18 protein-coding genes are annotated in these 18712 nt (G+C 70.7%); 9 read left to right on the forward strand and 9 right to left on the reverse strand.

Features of this window, described 5'->3' with window-relative positions; all coding sequences use genetic code 11:
• The first annotated feature begins 31 nt into the window (after positions 1-31).
• The 3 genes from ACQEXA_RS46555 to ACQEXA_RS46565 all read left to right on the forward strand — a co-directional run bounded on the left by ACQEXA_RS46555 (position 32) and on the right by ACQEXA_RS46565 (position 4771).
• Entirely contained in the window at positions 32-1429 is a 1398-nt protein-coding gene (locus ACQEXA_RS46555; protein WP_432924705.1) for a maltokinase N-terminal cap-like domain-containing protein, read from the forward strand.
• Positions 1430-1431: 2 nt separating this feature from the next.
• Entirely contained in the window at positions 1432-3675 is a 2244-nt protein-coding gene (glgB, locus tag ACQEXA_RS46560) for a 1,4-alpha-glucan branching enzyme (RefSeq protein ID WP_433134755.1), read from the forward strand.
• A gap of 301 nt (positions 3676-3976) precedes the next feature.
• Positions 3977-4771, forward strand: a complete 795-nt coding sequence (locus ACQEXA_RS46565) for an RNA polymerase sigma factor SigF (protein ID WP_432938952.1) — start codon at positions 3977-3979, stop codon at positions 4769-4771.
• A 260-nt stretch (positions 4772-5031) separates the two neighbouring features.
• Here ACQEXA_RS46565 and ACQEXA_RS46570 read toward each other — a convergent pair whose 3' ends face one another.
• Positions 5032-5388, reverse strand: coding sequence for an ANTAR domain-containing protein (locus ACQEXA_RS46570; protein ID WP_432924703.1), 357 nt, complete (start codon positions 5386-5388; stop codon positions 5032-5034).
• 120 nt (positions 5389-5508) lie between these two features.
• Between ACQEXA_RS46570 and ACQEXA_RS46575 the strand changes: the two genes are divergently transcribed.
• From ACQEXA_RS46575 to ACQEXA_RS46595, 5 genes are all read left to right on the forward strand, one after another.
• Positions 5509-6168 carry a UdgX family uracil-DNA binding protein gene (locus ACQEXA_RS46575; RefSeq protein ID WP_432924701.1) on the forward strand — a complete coding sequence of 220 codons (660 nt, stop codon included), beginning with the start codon at positions 5509-5511 and terminating at the stop codon, positions 6166-6168.
• An 87-nt stretch (positions 6169-6255) separates the two neighbouring features.
• Positions 6256-6936: an ABC transporter permease gene (locus ACQEXA_RS46580; protein WP_432924699.1), complete on the forward strand. Its 681-nt coding sequence runs from the start codon at positions 6256-6258 to the stop codon at positions 6934-6936.
• The gene (locus ACQEXA_RS46585) at positions 6933-7604 is read left to right on the forward strand and encodes an ABC transporter permease (protein ID WP_433132891.1); all 672 of its coding nucleotides are present in this window, start codon (positions 6933-6935) and stop codon (positions 7602-7604) included. The genes ACQEXA_RS46580 and ACQEXA_RS46585 overlap by 4 nt, the downstream gene beginning before the upstream one ends.
• On the forward strand, positions 7601-8536 hold the full coding sequence (locus ACQEXA_RS46590; protein ID WP_432924695.1) for an ABC transporter substrate-binding protein: 936 nt from the start codon (positions 7601-7603) through the stop codon (positions 8534-8536). Before ACQEXA_RS46585 ends, ACQEXA_RS46590 begins: the two co-directional genes overlap by 4 nt.
• A gap of 102 nt (positions 8537-8638) precedes the next feature.
• Positions 8639-9160 (forward strand): MarR family winged helix-turn-helix transcriptional regulator, encoded by a 522-nt coding sequence (locus ACQEXA_RS46595; protein WP_432924693.1) that lies wholly within the window; start codon positions 8639-8641, stop codon positions 9158-9160.
• Between the two features lie 48 nt (positions 9161-9208).
• Here ACQEXA_RS46595 and ACQEXA_RS46600 read toward each other — a convergent pair whose 3' ends face one another.
• The 6 genes from ACQEXA_RS46600 to ACQEXA_RS46625 all read right to left on the reverse strand — a co-directional run bounded on the left by ACQEXA_RS46600 (position 9209) and on the right by ACQEXA_RS46625 (position 15034).
• Positions 9209-9949 (reverse strand): DUF4142 domain-containing protein, encoded by a 741-nt coding sequence (locus tag ACQEXA_RS46600; RefSeq protein WP_359408484.1) that lies wholly within the window; start codon positions 9947-9949, stop codon positions 9209-9211.
• Positions 9950-10126: 177 nt separating this feature from the next.
• Complete coding sequence (locus tag ACQEXA_RS46605) at positions 10127-11281, reverse strand: ABC transporter ATP-binding protein (protein ID WP_432924690.1); 1155 nt, start codon at positions 11279-11281, stop codon at positions 10127-10129.
• 22 nt (positions 11282-11303) lie between these two features.
• Entirely contained in the window at positions 11304-11951 is a 648-nt protein-coding gene (locus ACQEXA_RS46610; RefSeq protein ID WP_433132893.1) for a LutC/YkgG family protein, read from the reverse strand.
• Entirely contained in the window at positions 11948-13423 is a 1476-nt protein-coding gene (locus tag ACQEXA_RS46615) for a LutB/LldF family L-lactate oxidation iron-sulfur protein (RefSeq protein WP_433132895.1), read from the reverse strand. Before ACQEXA_RS46615 ends, ACQEXA_RS46610 begins: the two co-directional genes overlap by 4 nt.
• 31 nt (positions 13424-13454) lie before the next feature.
• On the reverse strand, positions 13455-14210 hold the full coding sequence (locus tag ACQEXA_RS46620) for a (Fe-S)-binding protein (RefSeq protein WP_432924684.1): 756 nt from the start codon (positions 14208-14210) through the stop codon (positions 13455-13457).
• Between the two features lie 116 nt (positions 14211-14326).
• A complete protein-coding gene (locus ACQEXA_RS46625; RefSeq protein ID WP_433132897.1) occupies positions 14327-15034 on the reverse strand; it encodes an SDR family NAD(P)-dependent oxidoreductase in 708 nt (235 codons plus the stop codon).
• A 102-nt stretch (positions 15035-15136) separates the two neighbouring features.
• Between ACQEXA_RS46625 and ACQEXA_RS46630 the strand changes: the two genes are divergently transcribed.
• Positions 15137-15979, forward strand: a complete 843-nt coding sequence (locus tag ACQEXA_RS46630; RefSeq protein WP_432924681.1) for a helix-turn-helix transcriptional regulator — start codon at positions 15137-15139, stop codon at positions 15977-15979.
• Positions 15980-16028: 49 nt separating this feature from the next.
• Here the strand turns inward: ACQEXA_RS46630 and ACQEXA_RS46635 are convergent, their stop codons facing one another.
• Together ACQEXA_RS46635 and ACQEXA_RS46640 are read right to left on the reverse strand one after the other, a co-directional pair.
• Entirely contained in the window at positions 16029-17066 is a 1038-nt protein-coding gene (locus ACQEXA_RS46635; RefSeq protein ID WP_432924679.1) for an MASE1 domain-containing protein, read from the reverse strand.
• A gap of 139 nt (positions 17067-17205) precedes the next feature.
• The gene (locus ACQEXA_RS46640) at positions 17206-18483 is read right to left on the reverse strand and encodes a PP2C family protein-serine/threonine phosphatase (RefSeq protein ID WP_432938950.1); all 1278 of its coding nucleotides are present in this window, start codon (positions 18481-18483) and stop codon (positions 17206-17208) included.
• Positions 18484-18712: the final 229 nt, after the last annotated feature.

Genomic DNA, 18712 nt, shown 5'->3' on the forward strand with positions numbered 1-18712 from the left:
CCGCCGGCCGCCACGGAAAGGACGCGATGCCATGGCGAAGACCCAGACCGCAACGCTCCGCCCGTACAGCCTCGGCCCCACCTCGCTGCTGGCCTCGCTCTCCGGTCTGCTGCGGGAGTGGCTGCCGCGTCAGCGCTGGTTCGCCGGCAAGGGGCGCCCGGTCACGGATCTGGCGCTGCTGTCGGTGACCGAGCTGCAACCGGACTTCCTGCACGTCCTGGTACGCGTCGACCACGCCGAACCGCCCGCGATACGCGGGCCGGACGCCGCCCCGGCCCACGACTGCTACCAGCTCTTCCTCGGCGTGGGGGAGTCGCTGTCGCCCCGGCTCTCCCCGGCCGTGCTGGGGCGCGTGACCGAAGGCCCCCTGGCGGGGCTGCTGGTCCACGACGCCCTCCAGGAACCGCACGCGGCGTCCCTGCTCCTGGAGCGGCTGCGCACGCCGGACACCACGGGCGCCCTCCGCTTCGAACGTGACTGGCGGGTGTCGATCCCCACCGGACTGGCCCCTCGTCTTCTCGAGGCCGAACAGTCCAACTCCTCGCTGGTGTACGGCGACACGTACATCCTGAAGGTCTTCCGCCGGGTCCTCCCCGGAATCAACCCGGACCTGGAAGTGCCCTGGGCCCTGGCCCGGCAGGGATGTACTCGCGTACCCGCACCGGTGGCCTGGTTCCGCACCTCGAGCCCGTGGGACGCGACGCTCGGTGTGGTCCAGCCGTTCCTGCGCGGCGGCGTCGACGGCTGGACGCAGGCCCTCGAGGCACTCGCCCACGGGCGGGCTTTCGGGGCCGAGGCGTACGAGATGGGGCGGGCCACGGCCGAGGTGCATCTGGCACTCGCCGCAGCGTTCCCCGTCGAGGCCCGGGGCGCGCCCGGGAACAGGCGGCTCGCGTCCGCGATGACGGGCCGTCTGCGGGACGCCATCCACGCCGTACCGGAACTGCTGCCCCACGCGTCCGGGCTGCGTGAGGCCTTCAACGAGCTGGGCGCACTGCGCACGCCCCGGCCCGCCCAGCGCATCCACGGTGACCTGCACCTGGGACAGGTGCTGTGGGCCGAACGGCGGTGGCACGTGATCGACTTCGAGGGGGAGCCGGCCCGCCCGCTCCCCGAGCGGCGCCGCGCCCGGTCCCCGGTCCGTGATGTCGCGGGCATGCTCCGGTCCTTCGACTACGCCGCCCACGCCCGCAGGCCCTGGCGCCCCGAGTGGGCCCTGCACTGCCGCGAGGCCTACTGCGCCGGCTACGCCGCCGAGGCGGGCTGGGATCCCCGGGCGGAGCCCGCGCTGCTGCGGGCGTACGAGACGGACCGCGCCGTGTACGAGGTGCTGTACGAGGCCCGGCACCGCCCCGACTGGCTGCCCGTGCCGATGGCGGCGATCGCACGCCTCGCCGAACGCCCCGGCCTGAGGAGGCTGACGCCGTGACCATCACCCGACAACCGCCCCTCGCCTCACCGTCGTCGGGCACCCCGGAGCCCGCTCCCGCGGCACCTGGCGACCGGGAGCGGCTGCTGGCGGGCACGCACCACGACCCGCACGCGGTGCTGGGCGCGCACCCGGTGGCGGCCGGGGTGGCCTTCCGGGCGCTGCGCCCGTGTGCGCTCTCGGTGACCGTCGTTCTGGGGGAGGAGTGGGCGGAGCTGCACGACGACGGCGGCGGCTTCTTCTCGGGACTGCTGCTGCTCCAGGACATCCCCTCCTACCGGCTTCTGGTGGCCTACGAGGACACGGTGCTGGAGACCGACGACGCGTACCGCTTTCTGCCCGCGCTCGGCGAGTTCGACCTGCATCTGATCGGCAAGGGGCGCCACGAGGAGCTCTGGACGGCGCTCGGCGCGCGGGTGATGACCCACGCCGGGGTCCGGGGAACCCGGTTCACCGTCTGGGCGCCGGACGCGCTCGGGGTCCGGGTCTGCGGGGACTTCTGCCACTGGGACGGCGGCGCCCATCCGATGCGCTCGCTCGGCTCGAGCGGCGTCTGGGAACTGTTCGTGCCGGGCATCGGCGAGGGCGAACTGTACAAGTTCGAGATCACCCGCCCGGACGGCTCCAGGACCCTGCGTGCCGACCCGCTGGTGCGCCGAACCGAGGCACCGCCGAACACGTCCTCGATCGTCACCGCCTCCCACTACGTGTGGGGGGACGAGGAGTGGCTGGCACAGCGTGCGGACACTCCGGTGCGCGAGGCGCCGTTCTCGGTGTACGAGATGCATCTGGGGTCCTGGCGGCCGGGCCTGACCTACCGGCAGCTGGCCGAGCAACTGCCCGGTTACGTGAAGGACCTGGGCTTCACCCATGTCGAGCTGATGCCGATCGCCGAGCACCCCTTCGGCGGCTCCTGGGGCTACCAGGTCACCGGCTTCTACGCGCCCACCGCCCGCCTGGGCTCCCCCGACGACTTCAAGTACCTGGTGGACGCCCTGCACCGGGCGGGCATCGGGGTCCTGATGGACTGGGTGCCGGCGCACTTCCCGCGGGACGACTGGGCACTGGCCGAGTTCGACGGCCGCCCCCTGTACGAGCACGAGGACCCGCTGCGCGCGGCGCACCCGGACTGGGGCACCCTGGAGTTCGACTACGGACGGCGCGAGGTACGCAACTTCTTGGTCGCCAACGCGGTGTACTGGTGCGAGGAGTTCCACATCGACGGGCTGCGCGTGGACGCGGTGGCCTCCATGCTCTACCTGGACTACTCACGCGAGCCCGGCCAGTGGAGGCCCAACGAGCACGGCGGCCGCGAGAACCTGGACGCCGTGGCCTTCCTGCAGGAGATGAACGCCACCGTCTACCGCCGCTGCCCCGGCGTGGTCACCATCGCCGAGGAGTCCACCGCCTGGGACGGCGTCACCCGCGCCACCGACCAGGGAGGTCTGGGGTTCGGCCTGAAATGGAATATGGGCTGGATGCACGATTCCCTGGTCTATGCCTCCAAGGACCCGGTGCACCGCAAGTACCACCACAATGAGATGACGTTCTCGATGGTATATGCCTACAGCGAGAACTATATTCTGCCGATCTCCCATGACGAGGTGGTCCACGGAAAGCAGTCCTTGGTGTCGAAGATGCCGGGGGACTGGTGGCAGCGCCGCGCCAACCACCGTGCCTATCTGGGCTTCATGTGGGCCCACCCCGGCAAAAAGCTTCTGTTCATGGGGCGGGAGTTCGCCCAAGGCGGGGAATGGTCGCACGAACACGGACCGGACTGGTGGCTGCTGGACCCGGCGTACGGGGCGGAGGCCGACCACCGGGGCGTGCGTGACCTGGTCCGCGACCTCAACTCGGGCTACCGCCACACGCCGGCGCTGTGGCAGCGCGACACCGAGCCGTCCGGCTTCCAGTGGGTGGTGGGCGACGCCGCCGACGACAACGTGTTCGCGTTCCTGCGCTACGACGCCGAGGGCACACCACTGCTGGCCGTCTCCCACTTCTCCCCCGTCGTGCGCCACGACTACCGCCTGGATGTCCCCGGTGAGGTCCCGGCCTGGTACGAGGTGCTCAACACCGACCTGGCCAGGTACGGCGGCGACGTCCACAATCCCGACCCGGTCCTGTCCGAGCCCGGGTCCGGCGGCCGGATCCGTCTCACTCTCCCCCCGCTGGCCACCGTATGGCTGCGCCCCGTCTCCGGGCCGGGCGCCGAGCGTTCCGTGCGGCGGCCTCCGGGACGTTGATCCGCCACGGATCATCCCTCGCTACGCCGATTCTCCAATTTCCCTGAGAATTACCGGACCGCAATTTCCGCGACAGTCGCCCGGTGTCACCAGCGGGAATCGAGAGAACGCCCTGAGTGACTCGCCGGGTGAATTGTTTGGCACAGTGGAATTCGGGAATGGCTCTTACTAGTGCTTCGGACAGGAGGCACGTCCGTGGGAGCTGGCCCACCAGACCCCGGGTGTGTTTCCCGTGTGCCTGTGAGTGCGCCCTCCCAACGGTGACTGTCCAATCAGCCCCTTGAGGGAGTTGAAGAGCACCATGCGCATCACGGTCAAAGCGAAGCAGCACCCGCACGACGACGCCCCCGATACCACCGAGGCCTTCGCACGGCTTCGCGGTCTGTCCGGCGGCCCCGAATGGCACGAGCTTCGTGACGAGATCGTCGAGTCATGGCTCCCCATGGCCGAACGCATAGCCCGCCGCTACCGCGGCCGGGGCGAATCCGTCGAGGATCTCTGCCAGGTCGCGGCACTGGGCCTGGTCAAGGCGGTCGACCGCTACGACCCGGCACGCGGGTACGCCTTCGAAAGCTATGCGATCCCGACCATCACCGGTGAGATCAAGCGGCACTTCCGCGACCACATGTGGGTCCTGCACGTACCCCGCCGCGTCCAGGATCTGCGCAACCGGGTGCGGGTCGCGGCCAAGGAGCTCTCGCAGGAGACCCCGGGGCGCGGCCCCACCGTCGCCGAGATCGCCGAGCACGCACACCTCAGCGAGGATGACGTGCGGATCGGCCTGGAGGCCATGGACAGTTTCACCGCGCTGTCCCTGGACGCCGAGGTGGCCGGCAGCGACGACGGGTACGCGCTGGGCGACGCCCTCGGCGAGTCCGACTCCGGCTACGACCTGATCGTCGACCGCGAGGCGGTCAAACCGTGTCTGGAGTCGCTGCCCGAGCGCGAGCGCACCATCCTGTACCTGCGCTACTTCCGCGGTATGACCCAGAGCCGCATAGCGGACCAGCTCGGCATCTCCCAGATGCACGTCTCACGTCTGCTCAGCGGCTGCTGCGCACGGGTGCGCGAGGAGGCACTGGCCGACACCGCCTGATGTCCCGGTCCGTCCTGCCGGCCCCCCGTCCGCGGGGTCGGCCGGCATCCGGCCGCCCGGCCGCTCATCGACCGGACGGCCGTTTGCGGTGGGCTCACTGCCGAACCCTCCCGGGAACGGTTTGGCCAGTGCGCCGACCCTTTCCGGACTATCCGCGAGAGGGTATTCGAAACACACTTCAGGCCGGCTGACTCACTATGGGCGACGGGAGGAGCACCCCAGAGCCATGAACGCAGGGACCTGCGTGGTGTGAGAAGGCGTCACTGCGGCGGCGGATCCTCGGGAAGCCGGGTGGGACCGTAGCGGTCGAGTGTCTCCTCCAGGAGGACGCGCACATGATCCGGCAGATCCCCGTTGCGTCCCCAGACGACTATCATCTCCGCGATGTTGCGCAGCTTGATGTTCGCGTGCTGGGAGACCTCCCGCAGCACCTGCCACCCCTCGTCCGGGGTGACATGCCCCAGGACGACGAGCATGCCGATCGCCTGATCCACGACCGCGTGGGAGCTCACGGCCTCCTTGAGCTGGCCGACCTCCTCCTCCAGCTGGAAGATCCGCTCCGAGTCCGGGCCGGTGGCGTCGGGCCCCTCATGCTCCGGACGGGCTTTCGAGGTCATCGTCCCCTCCGGGTCGGGTGGCGTGCGGCGATGTCGGGCTTCCTTCCCATCGTCACCATACGGCGATGTGTGTGCGAGCCGGGAAGGGGTACTGCGGGACCTGGCACCGGAGGTGAAGGTATGAGCCGTTCCGACGACCGGCCGAGCGCCTTTGACGCCACTCCGTTCCTGCCGCGTGACGGCGGCCTGGAAGCGTACCGGCGCGCCGCGGCCGGCTGCCGTGGCTGCCCCTTGTACGAGAACGCCACCCAGACCGTCTTCGGCAAGGGAGAGGTCTCCGCGCGGGTCGTGCTGGTCGGGGAGCAGCCCGGAGACCAGGAGGACCGCGCCGGGGAACCCTTCGTGGGCCCGGCCGGCCGCCTCCTTGACAAGGCGCTGGCGGAGGCCGGTGTCGACCGGGACACGGCGTACGTCACCAATGCGGTCAAGCACTTCAAGTTCACCGTCGCCGAACGCGGCAAGCGCCGCATCCACAAGGCGCCCGGTCTGCGCGAGATCTCCGCCTGCCGGCCCTGGCTGCGCGCCGAACTGGACCTGGTCCGCCCCGAGGTGGTGGTGGTCCTCGGCGCGACCGCGGGCAAGGCGCTGCTGGGCGGCTCCTTCCGGGTGACCAAGGACCGGGGGAGTCTGCTGCCGATGCCCGGCACCGACGAGGAGCAGTACGTCGTCGCGACCGTGCACCCCTCGGCGATCCTGCGCGCCGACGACCGGGAGGCCGCCTACGCGGGTCTGGTGTCCGACCTCAAGGTGGTGGCACGAGCGCTGAACGGCAATGCGTAGGGGGCCGGAGCGGCGGTCCGGCAGGCGGCACCTCGGACGGGTCAGCACAACGAGCGTCCCCGCTCCAAGGGCCGGTGCAATGGACGGGTGACCGCGCCCCCGGACGACTGCCTCGCCCGCAACGAATGGATCTGCGGGGAGTATCTGCGCACGCGCCGTCACATCCTGCTGGACGCGGTGCTCCAGCATCTGCAGCTGACCGCCCTGTCCGTGTCCATCGGCCTGCTTGTGGCCGTACCGCTGGCTGTGCTGGCGCGGCGCTGGGGCTGGGCGGCGAGTCCGGTCCTCGCCGCCACCACGATCCTCTACACGATCCCGTCCCTGGCGATGTTCTCGCTGCTGCTGCCGCTGTACGGGCTGTCGGCGGGGCTGGTCGTCGCCGGTCTCGTCCTCTACTCGCTCACCGTGCTGATCCGCAACCTCCTCGCCGGACTGCGCGCCGTCCCCGAGGACACCCGGCAGGCCGCGCTCGGCATGGGGTACGGACCGATCCGGCTGCTTCTCACCGTCGAGCTGCCGCTCGCCCTGCCCGCCGCCATGGCCGGGCTCCGCATCGCCACCGTCTCGGCGGTCTCGCTGGTCACGGTCGGGGCCATCGTCGGCTTCGGCGGGCTCGGGAACCTGATCTACGCGGGGATGAACACGTACTTCAAGGCGCAGGTGCTGACCGCGTCCGTGCTCTGCGTGGTGATCGCCGTGGTGGCCGATCTGCTGCTGCTCGCCGTGCAGTGGCTGATCACGCCCTGGGCCAGGGCGAGACCTGGATGAGGACTCTCGGCGACACCTGGGGCTGGCTCACCGATCCGGCCCACTGGACCGGCGACGAGGGCATCTGGCACCGGCTGGTGCAGCACCTCGTCCTGACCGCCGTCTGTCTGGCCGCCAGCTGTGTGATCGCGCTGCCGGTGGCGCTCGTCCTGGGACATCTCGGCAAGGGCGGCGCGCTCGCCGTCAACCTCTCCAACATCGGTCGCGCGGTGCCCACCTTCGCCGTGCTGGTGCTGCTGCTGCTCACCCCGGTCGGCACCTGGAGCGAGGGCCCGACCGTCGTCGCCCTGGTCCTGTTCGCCGTGCCGCCGCTGCTCACCAACGCCTATGTCGGAGTGCGCGAAGTCGACCGCGACGTGGTGCGGGCGGCGCGCGGGATGGGAATGACCGGCCTGCAGACGCTGCTCCGGGTGGAGCTGCCGCTTTCCCTGCCGATGCTCCTGAACGGGGTGCGGATCGCCGCGGTGCAGCTCGTCGCCACGGCCACGATCGCCGCGCTGGCGGGCGGTGGCGGGCTCGGCCGGATCATCACCGCCGGTTTCAATCTGGCCAGTACGCCGCAGGTCGTCGCCGGGGCCTTCCTGGTGGCCGGTTTCGCGCTGATCGTCGAAGGAGTCTTCGAGGCCGTCGAGCGGCTGGCACCGCGTTGGACCCGAGGCTCGCCGTGAGACGGTACGCGGCGCTGGCGAGCGTGCTGCTGGTCGCCGCCTGTAGCACGGGCCCCTCGCTGGAGACCCGCGGCCGGGTCACCGCGCCGCCCGGTGACAGCAGGCATCTGACCGTCGGCTCGGCCGGATTCACCGAGAGCGATCTGCTCGCTCATATGTACGCACTGCTGCTGAACCAGGCCGGATACAAGACGTCCATGCTGACCGTCGCCAACCGCGAACTGTACGAACCGGCCCTGGAGTCGGGGCAGATCGATGTCGTCCCGGAGTACGCGGCCACCTTCGCCGACTGGCTGGGCGCCAGGACCAACGGCGCCGGGGCGGCCCCCGCCGGCTCACCCGACCTCGCCGCCACGATGGCCGCCCTGCGGAAACTGACTGCTCCCCGCGGGCTCGTGGTGCTCGATCCCGGCCGGGCGGTCGACCAGAACGCCTTCGCGGTGACGCGGGCCTACGCCCGCGAACACAACCTGAGGACACTGAGCGACCTTGGCCGGTCGGGCCTCCCGGTCCGGCTCGCGGCCGGCGACGAATGCGTGCGCCGGCCGTACTGCGAACCCGGCCTGAAGACGGTGTACGGCATCGACGTCACCGGCGTCGATCCCAAGGGCGTCGGCACCACCCAGGCCAAACGTGCCGTGCAGAGCGGGCAGGACCAGATGGTGCTGACCACGACGACGGACGCGACCCTCGACGAGTTCGGCCTCGTCCTGCTCGCCGACGACAAGCACCTGCAGAACGCGGACTACGTCGTCCCGGTCGTCAACCGCTCCCGCGCGGGAGGCGAACGCGTCGCCAAGGCCCTCGGCGCTCTCAACTCCATCCTCACCACGCAGGACCTGGCGACGCTGAACCGGCAGGTGGACAGCCGGCGGCGGCTGCCCGAGGACGTGGCGCGCAGGTACCTCGAGGAGCGGGGTCTGCTGAAGTGACGGTGCGGGCGGCGAAAGCGCAGGCAGTGAAGCGGTCATGAGAACGGAAAGGTGTTCCCATCGGGCGGCAGGGCGGCCGCCGCGGCGCGGTAGAAAAGGCCTATGCCGCAGCGCGAGACCCGGTCGGGGGCCATGGACGACGTCGACGCGGTCACCCGGGCGGTCCTGACCGCGTCCCGGCTTCTGGTCGCGGTCTCGGCACGTTCCCTCGCCGAGGTCGAGGAGCGGGTCACCCTGCCGCAGTTCCGCATGCTGGTCGTGCTGGCCACCCGGGGTGCCACCAAGCTGGTCGGGCTGGCCGACCTGCTTCAGGTGGCGCCCTCCACGGCGATGCGCATGGTCGACCGGCTCATCGCGGCCGGGCTGGCCGACCGTCAGACCAATCCGGACAACCGCCGCGAGACGCTGCTGCGGCTCACCGAGGAGGGGCGGAACACCGTCGTCGACGTCACCGCCCGCCGCCGTGCCGAGGTCGCCGCGATCGTCGAACGGCTCACCCCCAGCCAGCGGGAGGCGCTCGTCGAGGCCCTGGCCGCCTTCAACGAGGCGGGGGGAGAACCGCCGGCCCCCGAGGCGGAGGATCCGGAGCCGTATCCGCTCGGCTGGGTGGTGGACGCCGGGTAGCCGCGGTACCGCCTCCGGCTCACTGATACCGGCTCCGGCAGCCGCGGATCAGCCGACCGTCGGACTGGGCGCGGGGGAGGCGGTGTTGATGTTCAGGTCGGGGCGGGGAGTGAGCACGACCATCGGGGCGCCCGGCTGCGGCGGCGGCGGAGTGAGCTGGTCCTTGGGCAGCTTCGGCGGGGTGGTCTCCTGGAAGAGGACCTGGTCGAAGTTGATCGTGCCGGTCTTCTCCAGCACGGTGATGTGGTCGAGCACGGTGTCGTTGGCCAGGTCGGCGAGCTGGCGCACGAGTGTGTTCTTGGTGGTGGCGCGGATCTTGGCGATGGCCGGGAAGATCTGCCCATGGGTGACGCGCATGATGTTGGCGGCGGTGATGTCGAACTGCTTGCCGGACTCGGCGTCCGAGGTCGCCACGAACTGCTGCTGCTGCGGAGTGGCCTGGTTGGGCAGAGTGATACCCAGCTCGGGGGCGATCTTGCGGCACATCGCGTCGAGTCCGGCGTGCCCGACGATCAGGTGCTTGCCGGCTTCCCGCATCTCGGGGGTGGAGCCCTTCTTCAGCGCGATCTCGCCCAGCGGGTACTCCCACAGTCCGGCGGAACGCACCTTGACCACGAAGTCGCGGTCCGCCTCGGTGAGCGGCCCGTAGCGGGTGTTGGCGATGACGCGGTCCGGGGAACTGGACGTGGTCTGGACGCCGATCATCGCGGGGTAGGCGAGGGCTGTGAGGGTCAGGCCCAGTGCGCCGGCCACGAAGACGGTTCCTGCCAAGTTGCGGGAAATGGGCATGCTCTCTCCAGAGGCGAACGGCTCGTACGCCAGGAGGTACGGACGGGCCGGGCGGATCCATCATTGCTCTGTGCAAAAAATTGCACGCTCGTGTGTGTCATGCGTCACAGGGGAGGTGGAGCGACGGGCGCGTGCCCGACTGACGCCCCCGAGCCGCAACCGGCCGCCCCGCGGCGGCTACGCGTCCGCCACCGAGTCGAACGGCACCTGCCCCCGTGGCACGCCGCGCGCCTCCGCGTCCACGGAGCGCCGCAGTGCCTCGTGGAGCTTGGCCGGGGTCAGGACGCCCAGGAAGTGTGCTCCGTCCAGCACCGCCACCCATCCGGCGTCGTGCTGGAGCATGACCCCGAGGGCCTGCTTCAGTGAAGTGCCCACGGGGACCCAGGAGTTCATCCGGTGGGCGTGGTCGCGCACCAGGCCGCCCGTGCCGAGTTCGCCGGCCCCGGCCCAGCCGTGCAGATCGCCGTCCGCGTCGAGGACGACCGCCCAGCGCGCGCCCTGCGCGTGCAGCCGCGCCGCAGCCCGCTCGGCGTGCTCGTCCAGCCGGGCGACCGGCGGCTGCTCCAGATCGCCCGGCTCGATCTCCGTCACCGAAAGCCGCTTCAGTCCCCGGTCGGCGCCCACGAATCCGGCGACATACGGTGTCGCGGGCCTGCCCAGCACCGCCCCCGGCGTGTCGAACTGCTCGATCCGCCCCTGCCCGTACACCGCGATCCGGTCGCCGAGCCGCACCGCCTCCTCGATGTCGTGCGTCACCAGCAGCACCGTCTTGCGCACGGCCGCCTGCATCCGCAGGAACTCGTCCTGCAGTTGCTCCCGCACCACCGGGTCGACCGCACCGAACGGCTCGTCCATCAGCAGGACCGGCGGATCGGCGGCCAACGCCCGTGCCACGCCCACCCGTTGACGCTGGCCGCCCGACAACTGGTCGGGGTAGCGCGGCCCGTACGTCTTGGGGTCCAGGCCCACGAGGTCCAGCAGTTCCTCGGCGCGCGCCCGGGCCCGCGCCTTCTTCCAGCCGATCAGGGACGGCACGGTGGCGGCGTTGTCCAGCACGGTCCGGTGCGGGAACAGACCCACTTGCTGGATCACATAGCCGATCCGGCGGCGCAGGCGCACCGGGTCGACGGCCGCGATGTCCTCGCCGCCCAGGAAGATCCGGCCGGACGTGGGCTCGACGAGCCGGTTGACCATCATGATCGTGGTCGTCTTGCCGCAGCCGGACGGTCCCACCAGCGTGACGAGCTCGCCCTCCGCGACCTCGAAGGACAGCTTCTCCACGGCCGTCGTACCGTCCGGATAGCGCTTGGCGACCTCCTCGAACCGGATCATTCCCTCACGCTAAGGGCGCCGGTCACTCCTCGCTCACCAGCACCACCTCAAGGGTGCGTGGACCGTGCACCCCTTCGACCCGGTCCAGTTCGATGTCGCTCGTCGCGGACGGCCCGGAGATCCAGGTCAGCGGGCGTGTAGGGTCGAGCCGCCGCAGAGCCTCGGGCACGGATGACACCACCTGCCCGGGAACGCGGACGACACAGATGTGATGGTCGGGGACGAGCGTGATCCGGCGGCGGCCCTGATCCGGGCCGCCGTCCAGCACGATGGTGCCGGTCTCGGCGATCGCCACCGCGCAGCCGGTCACCACGCTGTCGACGCGGTCCAGGTCGCGCGGCGTGTCGTCCGCGCGGTCGGGGACCTGCTCGACGCCGCTCAGGCTCAGCCAGTTCGACGGCAGCCCCGGCGGGACCAGCACGGTCCGGGCGCCGTGTGCGGAGAGCAGTCCTTCCAGGACCGACGGCAGCCCGGGAGCGTCGGCCCGGTGCACGAGTGCCCGGTAGTCCGCGAGGTTCTCGGCGAGCAGATCCACTGTCCGCGCGATGGAACGCTCGCCGTGCCGCGACAGATAACTGCGGGAAACGGCCTGCTCGTACGGCGCGTCGTCCTGTGCTACGTCCGCCAGCGCGCGCCGCACCCGGCCCAGGATCAGATCCCTGCTGCTCACTTCGTGTCCTTCCCGCCGTGCGTGCGCTGCCACCAGTCGCGGAAGGGTTCCGCGGGCACGGCCGGCAGGTCCCGGCTCGCGGTCCACGCCTTACCGGGGCCGGGCAGCGTCCGTGGATGGAGGCGGCGCGAGCGCGACGCGAGGCGCTGGCCGGTGCGCAGGGCGCCGGGGTGGGTGAAGGCCCAGCGGGCTGCGCGCATCGCGGCCCGCTCGGCGGCGTGTCCCTTGGCCGGCTTCAGGACCACCTTGTTGCCGGCCTGCGTCACGCTGCCGCCTTCCACGACCCGCTCTCGTAGATGGACCAGCACTTCGGGGATGTCGATGGCGACGGGGCATACCTCGTAGCAGGCTCCGCACAGCGAGGACGCGTACGGTAGTGAGGCGTCGATCTCGCTTTGCACTCCGCGGAGTTGGGGGCTGAGGATGGCGCCGATCGGGCCGGGGTAGACCGAGCCGTAGGCATGTCCGCCGGCCCGCTCGTAGACCGGGCAGACGTTCAGGCAGGCCGAGCAGCGGATGCAGCGCAGTGCCTGACGGCCGACCTCGTCGGCGAGGGTGTCGGTGCGGCCGTTGTCGAGCAGGACGAGGTGGAAGGTGCGCGGGCCGTCGCCTCCTGTGGTCCCGGTCCACGTGCTGGTGTAGGGGTTCATGCGCTCGGCCGTGGAGGAGCGGGGCAGGGTCTGCAGGAACACCTCCAGGTCCCGCCAGGTCGGCACGAGCTTCTCGATGCCGACGACCGAGATCAGTGTCTCGGGGAGGGTGAGGCACATCCGGCCGTTGCCCTCGGACTCGACCACCACCAGCGTGCCGGTCTCGGCGACCATGAAGTTCGCGCCGGAGACGCCGACCTTGGCGCGCAGGAACTTCTCCCGCAGGTGGAGGCGGGCTGCTTCGGCGAGTTCGGCCGGGGTGTCGGTCAGTGCTTCGGGGGCCGGGCGGCCCCACTCGCCCATCTGGCTGCGGAAGATGTCGCGGATCTCGCCGCGGTTGCGGTGGATGGCGGGGACGAGGATGTGCGAGGGCCGGTCCTTGCCCAACTGCACGATGAGTTCGGCGAGATCGGTCTCGTAGGCGCGGATGCCCTGGGCCTCCAGCGCCTCGTTCAGCCCGATCTCCTGGGTGGCCATCGACTTGACCTTGACGACCTCCGACTCACCCGTCTGCTTGACCAGTTCGGTGACGATCCGGTTGGCCTCGTCCGCGTCCGCGGCCCAGTGGACGGTGCCGCCCGCGGCGGTCACCGCCTCCTCCAACTGCACCAGGTAGCGGTCCAGATGCCGCAGGGTGTGGTCCTTGATCTGCCGGCCCGCCTCCCGCAGCGCCGCCCAGTCGGACACCTCCGCGACCGCTTTCGCGCGTTTGGCCCGGATGGTGTGCGTGGCGTGCCGCAGATTCCCGCGCAGCGTCCGGTTACCCACCGCCTCGTGCGCGGCCTTCGGGAAGGCCGGCATCCCGACGAACGTCCCGCTCATGCGATGCGTCCCTTCAACAAGACGACGGCACTCATACCAGTGACTGCTCTTCCGTGCCGGCCAGGATCTCCGCGATGTGCACCGGCCGCATCTCCGTGCCGAGCCGGGTCATGGTCCCGCCGATGTGCATCAGACAGGAGTTGTCGGCGGCGCACAGCACCTTGGCACCGGTCGACTCCGCGTTGCGCACCTTGTCGACACCCATCGCCGCCGAGACATCGGAGTTCTTCACCGCGAAGGTGCCGCCGAACCCGCAGCACTCCTCGGCCCCCGGCAACTCCACCAACTCCAGTCCCTTGACGGCCTGGAGCAGCCGAAGGGGCCGCTCGCCCAGCCCCAGGCTCCGCAGCCCGTGGCAGGTCGGGTGGTACGTCACCCGGTGCGGGTAGAACGCGCCGACGTCCGTCACGCCCAGCACGTCCACCAGGAACTCCGTCAGTTCGTACGTCTTCGGGACCACCGGCGCCAGCGTGGCCGCCAGCCTGTCGCCCCGCCCCTCCGCCCGCGCCCGCTCGCCCATCCGGGGATACAGCTCCCGCACCATCGCCCCGCACGACCCGGACGGGGTCACGATGGCTTCATAGTCCCGGAATACATCGGAGAACTTCACCGCGAGCGGCTCGGCCTCATGTCGGTAGCCCGTGTTGTAGTGGGCCTGTCCGCAGCACGTCTGCGCCATCGGGAAGTCGACGTCGACGCCCAGTCTGGTCAGGAGCTTCACCACGGCACGACCGGTGTCCGGATAGAGCGTGTCGTTGACACAGGTCAGGAACAGAGCGACACGCATCACGGCTCCTAGTGATCGGTCATCGGATCAGTGCAGCGTAATCCGCGGAGGCGGCCTCGGGGAGTCCCCGGCTCACGACAGGGTGAGCCGGACCTCGCCGTCCTCCACCACGATCATTACCAGGGGAGTGGGCCCTCGACGTCGAAATAGCCCCCCGTGGGGCCGTCCGGACCCACCTGTGCCATACGGACGATGATCTCGACGCCCTGCTCGACGGTCTGGACGCCGGTGTGGTGGTTCAGGTCCGTGGCAGTGTAACCGGGCTCCACCGCGTTGATCCGCATGCCAGGGAACGCCTTCGCGTACTGCACCGTGATCATGTTGACCGCGGCCTTCGACGCTGGATAGGCGACACCCGGGTAGGCGTACGTCGGCGTGCCCTCGGCGCTGACCCGGGTCAGCGAGGCCAGCCCGCTGCTCACGTTGACCACGACCGGGGCCGCGGAGCGCTGGAGCAGCGGCAGGAACGCGTGGGTGACGCGCACCAGGCCGAAGACGTTCGTGTCGAACTGCGTCCGCATCGCGTCGGCGGTCAGGTCCGCGGCTCCTGGCACGCCACCGTCCGGTGTCCGCGCTTCGATACCGGCGTTGTTGACCAGCACGTCCAGTCCGCCTTCGGCCTCGATCGACTTCGCCGCGGCCGCGACGGACGCGTCGTCGGTGATGTCGAGGACGACCAGGCGCGCGCCGAGTCGTTCGGCGGCCAGGCGCCCACGTTCGGCGTCCCGGCTGCCTATGTAGACCGAGTGGCCCGCCTCGAGCAGTCGGCGGGCGGCCTCGAATCCGAGACCCTTGTTCGCTCCGGTGATCAGTGTTGTCGTCATGTCTCAAGAGTCCGACCGCGGAGTGCGGTCAGCCAGGGACCCCGTCTTCCTGGGACTGCCGGTACCAGGATGGTTCGCGGCCGGCGGTGCACACTGGTGGGCATGACGACGGCGGAGTTCGGCAGGGCGGTGCGCCGCTGGCGTGACCGGGTCCCGCCGGAGGCGGCCGGGCTGCCCGCGGGAGAGCGCCGCCGCGCGCCCGGACTGCGCCGTGAGGAGCTGGCCCAACTGGCCGGGATCTCCGTCGACTACGTCACCCGACTCGAACAGGGTCGCGCCTCCCATCCGTCGGCGCAGGTCGTCGAGGCGCTGGCCAGGGCCCTGCGGCTGTCGGGAACCGAGCGCGCACACCTGTTCCGGCTGGCCGGTCTGGCACCGCCGGGCCCGGACACGGTACCCACGCACATCACGCCGAGCGTGCAGCGGTTGCTGGACAGACTGACCGGGACGCCCGTCGCGGTCTCCGACGCCTCCTGGACGCTGCTCATGGCCAACCCGCCGTACGCGGCCCTGATGGGCGATCCGTCCCGGTGGCGCGGCAACGAACGCAACGCCGTGTGGCGTCACCTGGTGGGCCAGGGCAACACCCGTGTCCGGCACACCCCCGAGTCCCGGCGCGCGTTCGAGGCCGCACTGGTCGCCGACCTGCGGTCGGCCGCCCACCGCTTTCCGGCCGATCGGCGGCTGCGGCGGCTGGTTGCCGAACTTCGGGCCGGCAGCGACCGGTTCGCCGAGCTGTGGGACTCCGGCACCGTCGGCCGCCACGAGGCCGCGCGCAAGACCATCGATCATCCCCAGGTGGGCACCCTGACCCTGGACTGCGACGTGCTCACCGTGGCGGGCTCCGACCTGCACATCATGATCTACACGGCCGATCCCGGCACCGAGGACGCCGAGCGCCTCGCCCTTCTCACAGTGCTCGGCACCCAGGAACTCGTCGGGTGACCGTGCCCGCTTGAGGTGAGGCCCGGCGCGCGTGTGCCTCCGAGGTTCCTCAGCCGCCCTCCTCCTCGTCGTCGCCTTCGTGCTCCGGCGGCTCCGGGCGATGGTCGCCTCCGGGGTCGATCCTCTCGACCATGTCGGCGAGCTGTCTGCAGGCCTGCTCGATCTCCCTCTGCGTCTGGTTGCGTTCCGTCACGGCCGCCCCGATCAGCAGCGCGGTCAGCGCGGCAGAGCCGTTGAACGCCTGCAGAGTGATCATGTTGGTGAGCAGGTCATTGTTTGCGAACGGTCCTGTGGCCCGGGCAGCGGCCACGATCGCGAAGGCCGACACGGCAAGGGCACAGGGTGCGGCTCCGGCCCGCTGGAAACGAAAGGCCGCCCAGATCAGCACCGGGAAGCCGAGGAACAGCAGCGGAGTGTGGGAGGCCTGGAGGATCCCGGTGCAGACGGTCGCCACCACGAGCAGTGACCCCTCCAGCCAGCGGGAGGCCGACACGTTCTTCGGCAGGTGTGCCGAGCGGAGCACGAGCAGCACCGGGGCGACGACCAGGACGCCCATCGCGTCACCGGTCCACCAGACCGACCACGTGGGCCAGAACTCACCGGAAGACAGCACCCCGGCGAGGAGCAGGGCGCCGGCGCCCACCGTCGGGCTGATGAGCATCCCGACGAAGGCACCGAGGAAGACCAGGGCGAGCGCATCCCGCAGACGGTCCATCGCCGTATGGAACCCCGCACGGCGAAGGAGCAGGTACGAGCAGATGGGCGCGAGCGTGTTCCCCGACACGATCGCGAGGACGGCGGGGAGCGACGGACCGAGCGAGATGTTGATCAGGAACGCGCCGAGTGCGATGCCCGGCCAGACCCGCAGGCCCAGGATGAGCAGGCCGGCCAGGGCGATCCCGGTCGGCGGCCACAGCGGTGTGACCTGGCCGCGCACGAGCTGTTGGAGGAGCCCCAACTTGCCGGAGGCGTAGTACAGCGCGGCGACGGCGCAGATCTCCAGCGTGGCCACACCGGCCCGCCGCAGCCGTTCACGCCGTGCGACAGCATCGGGAGGTCTCTCCATCGGCATCGCCCCGTAGTCCATGGTCCTTCGGTCCGGCCGGATCCACCACGCCAGCGGCGGTCCGCGGCTCGGCGGGTCCGCGGGGAACCGCCGCGATCTGGGTGGGCAGTCGGCCCGTCCCCAGGGACTTTCCGGTCCCTGGACCCGCTTAGAGCGTGCCTCAAGCCCGCGGTGTACGCAGGGCGAGGATGGCCATGTCGTCGTGGCCGTCGCTGGGGTGGTTGTCCGCGAGGGCCGTGACGAAGTCCTCCAGGGGCAGGGCGGCGTGGTCGGCGGCGAGCGCGGCGAGCTCGTCCAGGCTCTCGTCGATGGGGTGGCCGGGGTGTTCGATGAGCCCGTCGGTGAAGAAGACGACCGTGGTGTCCGGAGGGAGCAGACGGGTGTGGTTGGGGCGGGACTGCTCGAGGTCGACCCCGAGTGGCAGTCCGGGCTCCGCGAACAGGTATTCCACCCGCCGGTCCGGGCTCATCAGCAGCGGCGGGACGTGGCCCGCCGTGCTCCAGTGCAGCCGCCAGGCCGGACCCTCGGGTTCGATACGGGCCAGACTCGTGGTGGTGACCGGATTGTCGGTGATCGCCTGCATGGTGCGGTCGAGCTGGGCGAGGACCGAGCCGGGCGGACTGCCGCGTTCGAACAGCAGGGCGCGCAGCATGTTGCGGGTGCAGGCCATGGCCGCGGCGGCGTGCAGATCATGGCCGACCACGTCGCCGATGACGATCGCCACCACGTTGTCCGGCAGCAGCACGGCGTCGTACCAGTCGCCACCGAGACGGCTGGGCTCCGCGGCGGGCCGGTAGATGGCGGCGGCGGTGAAAGGCCGCAGATCGGGCAGGGTCGGCAGCAGAAGGCGCTGGAACTGTTCGGATGCGTTGCGTATCCGTTCGAACAGACGGACGTTGTCGATCGCGATGCCGGCGGCGCTGGCCAGGGCCACCAGGACGTGCTCGTCGTGGACGTCGAAGGACCGCCCGTCGTGCCGCTCGGAGAGGAGGAGATCGCCGTAGATATGACCGCGGGTGCGGACGGCGACCCCGAGCAGGGTGCGCATCGGCGGGTGTCCCGGGGGGAATCCGGCCGAGGCCGGGTGGGCCGAGATGTCGTCGACCCGCAGGGGTTCGGGGTGGCGGATCAGATACCCGAGGACACCTCGCCCGAGAGGGAGGCCGACCGCGTCCAGGTCCGCGCGTTCGCGCTCGGACAGACCGACGGCGATGAACTGATCCACGTGCTCGCCGGACTCGTCGAGCACTGCCAGCGCCCCGTAGCGTGCGCCCACCAGGTCCATGGCGGTGCGCACGATACGGTGCAGCACCGCGGGCAGCTCCACCTCACGGCTGATGGACACCACCGCGTTCAGCAGGCCCTCCAGCCGGTCCACGGCGGCGAGCAGGGCGCGCAACTGCTCGTCGATCCGGCCCAGCTCGTCACGCAGACGCATCCGCAGCGCGGGAAGGCTCGGGTGCTTCGGTTCCCTCGCCGCTTTGTCCCCTGCCATCACGAGCGCCTGTCTGCCCGCCGGCCGCGACGGATCCGCTCGTACAGCCACTCACGCGAGCCGTACATCCCGGCCTCCTGACCCGACCGTGATCACCAACACCATCGCGTGACACGCTCTGACATCCCGGACCGCCGATTACTCCGGAAGCGGCATGCCATGGTGCCCTGCC

Origin of the sequence: Streptomyces sp. CA-106110, from assembly GCF_050936285.1 — a bacterium.
Lineage (GTDB): Bacteria > Actinomycetota > Actinomycetes > Streptomycetales > Streptomycetaceae > Streptomyces.